The sequence below is a fragment of the Rugosimonospora acidiphila genome, assembly GCF_039543385.1.
Classification (GTDB): domain Bacteria; phylum Actinomycetota; class Actinomycetes; order Mycobacteriales; family Micromonosporaceae; genus Rugosimonospora; species Rugosimonospora acidiphila.
Genome location: NZ_BAABJQ010000013.1, coordinates 229906 through 237898 on the forward strand (window position 1 = coordinate 229906; position 7993 = coordinate 237898).

The window sequence follows — 7993 nt, forward strand, 5'->3', positions numbered from 1 at the left end:
TCGGCCGCCGCCGGAGGATCGTGCGATGGACGGGACCGGCCGTGGGGCTCCGTCCGGCGGCTCGACGGCCCGCCCGGTGGGGGACCGGTCCGCCGACTGGGGACTGACGTGTGGACGCCGGGAACCATTTCGCACCGCCCGGGGGCGGTACTCGTCGTCTGTCGTCGCGATTGCCGCAGTCGGCGGGCCTGTCAGCTATAGAGTCAACGAGGTCGGCGGGCCGAACACAAGGGCGCGAACGCAATATATATACGCTTTTTACGCCGTTGGGTGCGGCTTCTTTGGCCGCGATCGCCTTACGCGGAAACGGCGTTGGGAAAGCGTCAAGGAATCACTCGACGCCGTTAAGAAAACGTCAAGACGCGTCGGGAGTGGCCGCACTGCGGGGACCGCCCGTCGGGCGGCGATCCGCTCACGCGTGCGCGTTCGATCGACGTTGATGAGTGAGCGGGGCGCCGCTCAGGAGGCGATCTGGTGCGCGATGCTGCCGTACAGCCCGTACCCGAGAATCGCCACGGCGACGAGCGTGACCACCACATCGGTGGCCCGCAGCCGGCCGTGCCGCCGCACGAACCACGGGAACACGACCACCCCGATGAGCTGGCTCAGCCACAGGGCGATCAGCGAGGGCCGGATCAGCGTGTCGTAGAACTTGTCGGGGTCGATCAGGCTCACCGGCCCGGACGCCACCACCAGCACCGCGACGACCGCCGTGATGGTGCGGGTGGACCAGCCGGTGAGGGCGCGGGTGAGCCGGGTCACGGCGAGGTATTCGACCAGCATCACGCCGATCACGCTGACGGCCACACCGACGCCGACCGCCACCGCGAGCCCGTGGCCGGCGAACACCTGGGCCACCGAGACACCCGGGATCTCCGCGCGGGTGAAGGCCGGGTTCGTCGCGTACCCGATGACCGCCACGGTGACCGCCACCGCGGTGACCACGTACGCGACCATCAACGCCCAGGGCATCGTCCGGGTCGGCCGGGAAGCCTCCCCGCCGAGATACAGCGGCAGGCTGCCGCAGACGTACAGCAGGCCGATGCCGGCCGCCGCGTCGGCCAGCCCGCCATGGGGACCGACCGGTTGGAAGGCCGACGCCTGCGCGCCATGCCGCAGGGTGACCACCGCGAGCACGATCAGCAGGGCCAGTTGCGCCACCCCGATGACCGCAGTCACGGCGATGGCGACCCGCGCTCCGGCCAGCATGACGCCCGCGACCAGGATCGGGATCGCGACCTCCAGCCAGGGCCGGGCCGGGCCGATACCCGGAAAGACCGAGGTGAGGATGTCATAGACGACGTACTCGGTGGTGTACGTGAGGTAGAGCGCGTAGCTGAGCAGCCACAGCCCCGCCTGCGCATACCCGACCCGCGGACCCGCGGCGGCGCGCACGTAGCCGTACAGGCCGCCACCGCTGCCCGAGTGCCGGGCGTACCGCACCCAGATGTAGATGGGAAACGCGAACACCACGGCGGCTGCCAGCGCCACGAACCCCGACGAGCCGTCGAGGCCGGCCACCATGTGTGGGGCGTACAGCGCCGCGAGGGCGAGCGGACCGCCGAGGGCGGCGAGGGCGACAGCTGTCAGCCCCCACCGCCCGACGGCGCGGCCGCCGGTCTCGGCTACGACCATTCGCTGCCGCTACCGCTGCCCGTGCTCGTGCTGCCACCGGCGCTGCCGCCGGTGCTGGAGGTCGCGGGAGCCTTGGCGGTGATGGCGCTGCCGTTCGTGCCCACCACGTACCACAGGCCGCCGTTGTTGACGCCCTGTCCCTTGGTGTCGCCGGCCGCGGTGTCCGAGGCGAAGTAGTACAGCGGGTGGTTGTCGAAGTCCACCTGCATGGTGCCGTCGGTCCGCATGGTCGTGGTCAGGTCGGAGGCGTTCACGCCGCTGCCCGCCTGGGGCATCGCGGTCGTGGTCAACGGCGGCCAGAGGCTGGCGCACGAGCCGACACAGGTGGACGTGCTGCCGGTGTCCGACTGGAACAGGTACAGCGTGCGTCCTGAGGCGTCGGTGAGGTAGGTGCCCAGCGGCCCGGAGTGCGTCATCACGGTGGCGGGACCGCCGGTGGGTGCGGAGGCGGCCGGCGCGGGTGCCGCGCTGCTGCCACCGCCCGAGCTGGCGCTGGTCGAGTTGCTGCCGCACGCGGCCACGAGGGCACCGGCCCCCGCGATGAGGGCAAGCGTCCGCCATTGACGCGCGATGGAGTGCGAGATGATCTTCATGCCTGTCCTTCTTCGGTTCTCCGTCTCTGCGAGGCCTCGACTGACACATACGAGGAGTCACCCGGGCCGGTTCACCGGTGCGTTCCGCGCCACTCTCGTGGCCCCGGTCAAAGTGGCCGCGGTCACACATCGGCCGGCATTGGGCGACTGATAAGGGACGCGGCGGACGCGAACAACCCGCCGTGTCTCGCGCGTTGTTCCCTGCGTTGTCTTGCCGCGTTGTCGTCCTGAGTTGTTGTGCTGCGTTGTTTCGGGCGTTGTCGCGGGTGGGTATCCCGTGTCGGGTCTCGGGTCGCTGCGCGTCGGGTGTGGTGTTTCGGCGCTGGCGCGTCGAGAAAGCGTCAGGAAAACGTCGAGCACCGTCGAAATGGCGTAAAGAAAGCGCGCCGAGCCTGGACGCTCGATTTGTGCCGTGTATTCAATGGTGCGGTGACCATCCAGGGCGGCCCGCGGCGCGGGCACCGGACGGCGGCGCGACCGGCGCTCGCCGCGCACTCGTGCGCACCTGCCGGTTCCGGCACGCGCGTCCAGGGTGTCGCCCTCTTGCCGGCCGCGGTCGCGGCTCCGGCCGCCGCACGGGACCAGCCGACCTAGGCCGGCCCCGAAAACCCACGACGCTCCGCTCACCGCCGCCCGACCGGGCGCGCGGTGCCATCTCACATTTCCTGGAAAGAGCTATGTCGTCCATCGCCCATCCCTTGGTGGACGGGGAATTCGGTCGCGCGATCACCCGTGATCACTCGCCGATCGTCGTCGCGGCGTGGCCGCGGCGTGCCGCGAAGGCGGCCCGGTGATGGTCGACCGGGTTCCCAACATCGTGGTGAACGTCCTGATCGCCGTCGGGGTCGTGTGCTGCTTCGTGTGGGCCTATTTCGCCGGACGCGACCGCCATCGGGGCGAGCCGCCGGCCGGTGAAGCGGCCGAGCAGTCCAGGCCCGCCCGCCGGCCCAAGCGTCCGGGTACGCCGTGGCGACCGGCCGGTTCGGCCGGGTACGGCAGCCCGCGACACCGCCCAGGACCATGCGCGCGCACGGTTCGACGGCGGGCAACCGACCGTCCCGGAAGCTCGTGAAGGAGACCCGACTCGTGGCACCCTCGCGCGGACGCCCCCATCCGGGGCGACCGCTCTTTGTACTCGGGCTGATTTTTCTGGCCCTCGCCAGCCTGGTGTTCTTCGCCGGCGTTAATGGCGACTCGAGTGTGCGCCAGCGGTTGGCGCCCAAGCTCGGGCTCGACCTGGTCGGTGGAACCCAGGTGACGCTGTCCGCCACCACGTCCAACGGCAAGGCGCCGGGCGCCGGCCAGTTGGAGGAGGCCCGGCGCATCATCGAGAACCGGGTCAACGGCCTGGGGGTCAGCGAGGCCCAGGTGGTCACCGAAGGCGACCGGGACGTGGTGGTATCGGTGCCCGGCCAGTCCAACGACTCCATCAAGCAGATCGGAACCCCGGCGCAGCTTCGCTTCCGCGAGGTGTTGAACCAGACGCCCGGTGTGGCGCCGGACGGATCCACCACGAAGCCGGCCGCCAACCCGGGCACCCCGGTGTCCCTGGCCGCGGTGCAGAAGAAGCTCGGCCCGGCCTACCAGGCCGCCCAGGCGCTGACCGCGCCGCCGGATCCGACCTCGGACCCGAGCGCGTCCGCCGCCCTGGCGCCGTTCGCCTCGCTGTCACCCGCCGAGGTCGCGGTGCTGCCCGCGTCGATGCAGTTCAACGTGCCGTACATCACCTGCGCTCAGCTCAACGACCGGGTGGCCGGATCGATCCAGGCACCCGGCAGCCAGGCGGTCGCCTGTGACCAGTCCACCAAGTACATGCTGGACACCGCGAAGGTGCTCGGCACCGACGTCTCGGGTGCGACGGCGGGCACCGACCCGCAGACCGGCGCCTGGGTGGTGGACCTGTCCTTCACCGGCTCCGGACAGAACAAGTGGACCAGCCTGACCGAGCAGGCGTACGGCAACGGCGCGATGACCCAGATCGCGGTGGTGCTGGACAACCAGGTGGTCTCCGCGCCGTCGACGAACGGCGTCATCACCGGTGACGCGCAGATCAGCGGCAGCTTCACCCAGAGCCAGGCCAGCCTGCTCGCCGACCAGCTCAAGTTCGGCGCCCTGCCGCTGACCTTCCAGCAGAGCCAGGCGCAGAGCATCTCCCCGTCGATCGGCAGTGACCAGTTGCGGGCCGGCCTGATCGCCGCAGGACTGGGCATGCTGCTCGTGGTGCTGTACTCGTTCTTCTACTACCGGCTGCTGGGCACCGTCATCTTCCTGAGCCTGGGCCTGTCCGCGATGCTGGTCTACGGCTTCCTGGTGGTACTGGGCCGGCAGATCGGGTTCACCCTGTCGCTGGCCGGCATCGCCGGGTTCATCGTGTCGCTGGGCGTGGCCGCCGACTCGTTCGTCATCTACTTCGAACGGCTCAAGGACGAGATCCGCGAGGGACGAAGTCCCCGCAGCGCGGTGCCCAGAGCCTGGGCCCGGGCGCGGCGCACCATCGTGTCCGCGAACGTCATCACCATCCTCGCGGCGGTGGTGCTGTACCTGGTCTCGGTCGGCACCGTGAAGGGCTTCGCCTTCGCGCTTGGCCTGGCCACGATGCTGGACCTGCTCGTGGTGTTCCTGTTCCGTCATCCGGTGATGACGCTGTTCGCCGGTACCAAGGCATTCCTCTCCCCGCGGGTCAGCGGCCTGGGCCGGGTTGCCCGCCGGGCCCCCGCCTCGACCCCGACCCGCACCAAGGAGGTATGAGATGGCCCGCTGGAAGGCACCGGCCACCGTTGAACCGCCGGCACCGCCGTCCCAGCCGACCGGCTGGGCCGCCCGCCTCTACCGGGGGCAGGCGGGTCTCGACGTGGTCGGCCGGCGCCGGATCCTGTTCGGCGTCGCCGGCACGGTGCTGCTGATCGCTCTGGTCAGCTTCGGCGTGCGCGGATTCACCCTGGGCATCGACTTCCGTGGCGGCACGGAGTTCCAGATCCCCGCCAGCGTCGGCACCCTGGACCAGACGCAGAGCGCGGTGAGCCGCGCCATCGAGGCGGCAGACCCCGCCGCGTCGGTGGTCTCCGCCCAGCGGCTCGGCGGGGATCACCCGAGCTACCTGATCCGCACCACGTCCATGCCGGCCAACGACACGGCCACCGCGAAGTCCACACTGGAGGGCAGCCTGCACCTGCCCGCCTCGCAGATCAGCGACAACCGGGTCAGCGCGGCCTGGGGCGCGCAGGTGACCCAGCGGTCACTGCTCGGCCTGGTCATCTTCCTGCTGCTCGTGGTGGTGTACCTCATCATCCGCTTCGAGTGGCGGATGGCGGTCGCGGCCGTAAGTTCGCTCGCCTTCGACCTGGTGGCCACCGCGGCGGTCTATTCATTGGTCGGTTGGGAGGTCTCACCGAACACCGTGATCGGTGCGCTCACCATCCTCGGCTTCGCCCTCTACGACGTCGTGGTGGTGTTCGACAAGATTCAGGAGAACTCGAGGGGAATCACCGCCCGCAGCGACCGGACCTACAGCGAGGCGGCCAACCTCGCGGTCAACCAGATGCTGATGCGCTCCATCAACACCGGGCTGGTGGCCCTGCTGCCGGTGGGCGGCCTGCTGTTCATCGGCGCCGGCCTGCTGGGCGCCGGTACCCTGGAGGACCTGGGCCTGGTGCTGTTCGTCGGCATGGGTACGGCGGTGTACTCGTCCATCTTCTTCGCCACCCCGGTGCTGGTCAGCCTCAAGCAGCGGCAGCCATCGCTGCGCGCGCACACCCGCCGGGTGAACAGCCGGCGGGCGGCGGCCAAGGCCAACCGCGAGCGCGAAGAGCGCGAGTCGATGGTCTCACCGCAGCCGGCGGCGGCGCTGGCCACCGCGGGAGCGACCGCGAACCCGGCGGCCGACGTGGCCGTCGCCGCTTCCACCGGCGCGCCCGGCAACGCGTCCAAGGCGGCCTCGCGCACCGGCAACGGTCGGCAGGCGCCCGCCGGGGCACGTGGCTCGAAGGCGAGGAGCGGAGGCGGGACGGCGGGACGCAACCGGCGCCGGTGAGGAACGTGGGGTCGGCGACGCTCCGCCGCGTCGCCGACCCCACCCAGCCCGGCCCTGCCTAGTCCCGTACAGCCTCGTCCCGTACAGCCTCGTCCGGCAAACCGGGGGAGCGTCTGGGACAGGCGGGCCGTTCGCGGCGCAACATTCTGATTTGAGACACAGCATTGTTTTTTCGTCAGCGGAGTTGGCGATGATCGGTCGACGTTGCATTATAGGTAGCGTGACTACTCTTGAGGATGGGGTTCCCCGGACGCGCGAGGTGGACGACCCCCTGTGGCGGCCGCGCATCTTCGACGCGCACATCCACATGACGTCCCGGACGACCGACGACTACGAGCGTATGAGCGCCGCGGGCGTCCGTGCTGTCGTCGAACCGGCGTTCTGCCTGGGTCAGCCGCGCACCAACCCGGCATCGTTCGTCGACTACTTCGACGCCCTGGTCGGCTGGGAGCCCTTCCGGGCGATCCAGTTCGGCATCCGGCACCACGCCGCGCTCGGGCTGGACCCGAAGGAGTCCAACGATCCGCGCTGCCACGAGGTCATCGACCTGCTCCCGCGCTACCTCGAGAAGGACGGGGTGGTAGCGGTAGGGGAGATCGGGTACGAGTCGATGACGCCGGCCGAGGACGAGGCGTTCGCCGCCCAGCTCGCCCTCGCCGTGGCGTACGGGCTGCCGGCGCTCGTGCACACCCCGCAGTGCGACCGGGTTCGCGGTACGCGGCGCAGCCTCGCCGTGGTCGACGAGTCGGCGATCGACCCGGGGCGGGTGGTCATCGACAACCTCACCGAGGTGAGCGCCGCCGTCGTGCGTGACTCGGGCTGCTGGATGGGGTTCTCCATCTACCCGGAGGCGACGATGTCTCCGGAGCGCATGGTCGACCTGCTTCAGATGTACGGCACGGAGCGGATCCTGATCAGTTCGGCGGCGGACTGGGGCCGCTCGGATCCATTGCTGACCGTGGTGACGGCAAAGGCGATGCTGGCCGCCGGCTTCGGCGAGGACGACGTCGACCGGGTGTTCTGGCGCAACCCGGCGGAGTTCTACGGCCAGTCCGGCCGGCTGGACCTGTCCGCCGTGGCCGAGTCGTCGGCCGCGGTTGAGTCATTGACCGCGGTTGAGTCGTCCGCCGTGGCCGGGTCGCGGGCCGTGCCCGACGCTCCGGCGGCCGCGGCCGGCGCGGTGTGATCTGACGTTTCGAGCCCCGGACGGCCTCTACCGAGCGCCGTCCGGGGCTTTTCGGCGATGCGGCCGGCGCCGGCATCGCGGCCCGCGACCTTGACGGGTCAACCGCTCGGTGACATAGTGATGAACGTCGATCTGGATCGCCCACACCCCAATTTCTCCAAGACTCAACGCCTTCGAGTCGCAAAGATTGTTACCGGTAACATTCTTTTCCGTCAATCGGATGGACTCGCTGGCGTATGACCACCCGTCGCGGAGAACGAGCGTAGGAGTTGATCCAGCATGGTCAGATCACCCTTACGGCGGCCACGCCGTACGGTCCTCGCCGCGGGTACCGCCATCGCCCTCGCGCTGATCGGCATCACCTTCGCTACCGCAACCGGGGCGCAGGCGGCCACCCAGGGGCCCTGTGACATCTACGCCGTGGGCGGTACGCCGTGTGTGGCCGCGCACAGCACGACGCGGGCGTTGTATGCCTCGTACAACGGGGCGCTGTATCAGGTGAGGCGTTCGTCGGACAACGCGACGCGGGATGTCGGGTTGCTCAGTGCG

6 protein-coding genes are annotated in these 7993 nt (G+C 70.0%); 4 read left to right on the forward strand and 2 right to left on the reverse strand.

Annotated elements, in window-relative coordinates:
- Window positions 1-459: 459 nt before the first annotated feature.
- Both ABEA87_RS22560 and ABEA87_RS22565 read right to left on the reverse strand, forming a co-directional pair.
- Entirely contained in the window at window positions 460-1635 is a 1176-nt protein-coding gene (locus ABEA87_RS22560; protein ID WP_345632538.1) for an amino acid permease, read from the reverse strand.
- Complete coding sequence (locus tag ABEA87_RS22565; RefSeq protein WP_345632539.1) at window positions 1626-2228, reverse strand: COG4315 family predicted lipoprotein; 603 nt, start codon at window positions 2226-2228, stop codon at window positions 1626-1628. The genes ABEA87_RS22560 and ABEA87_RS22565 overlap by 10 nt, the downstream gene beginning before the upstream one ends.
- A 1143-nt stretch (window positions 2229-3371) precedes the next feature.
- On the opposite strand from ABEA87_RS22565, the gene secD reads away from it, so the two are divergent.
- The 4 genes from secD to ABEA87_RS22585 all read left to right on the forward strand — a co-directional run.
- A complete protein-coding gene (gene secD / locus ABEA87_RS22570) occupies window positions 3372-4976 on the forward strand; it encodes a protein translocase subunit SecD (RefSeq protein ID WP_425570937.1) in 1605 nt (534 codons plus the stop codon).
- Window position 4977: 1 nt separating this feature from the next.
- Complete coding sequence (secF, locus tag ABEA87_RS22575) at window positions 4978-6258, forward strand: protein translocase subunit SecF (protein ID WP_345632543.1); 1281 nt, start codon at window positions 4978-4980, stop codon at window positions 6256-6258.
- 271 nt (window positions 6259-6529) lie between these two features.
- Entirely contained in the window at window positions 6530-7444 is a 915-nt protein-coding gene (locus tag ABEA87_RS22580; RefSeq protein ID WP_345632560.1) for a TatD family hydrolase, read from the forward strand.
- Window positions 7445-7723: 279 nt separating this feature from the next.
- Window positions 7724-7993, forward strand: a 270-nt coding sequence (locus tag ABEA87_RS22585; protein WP_345632545.1) for an arabinofuranosidase catalytic domain-containing protein, incomplete at its 3' end; no start/stop codon positions are given.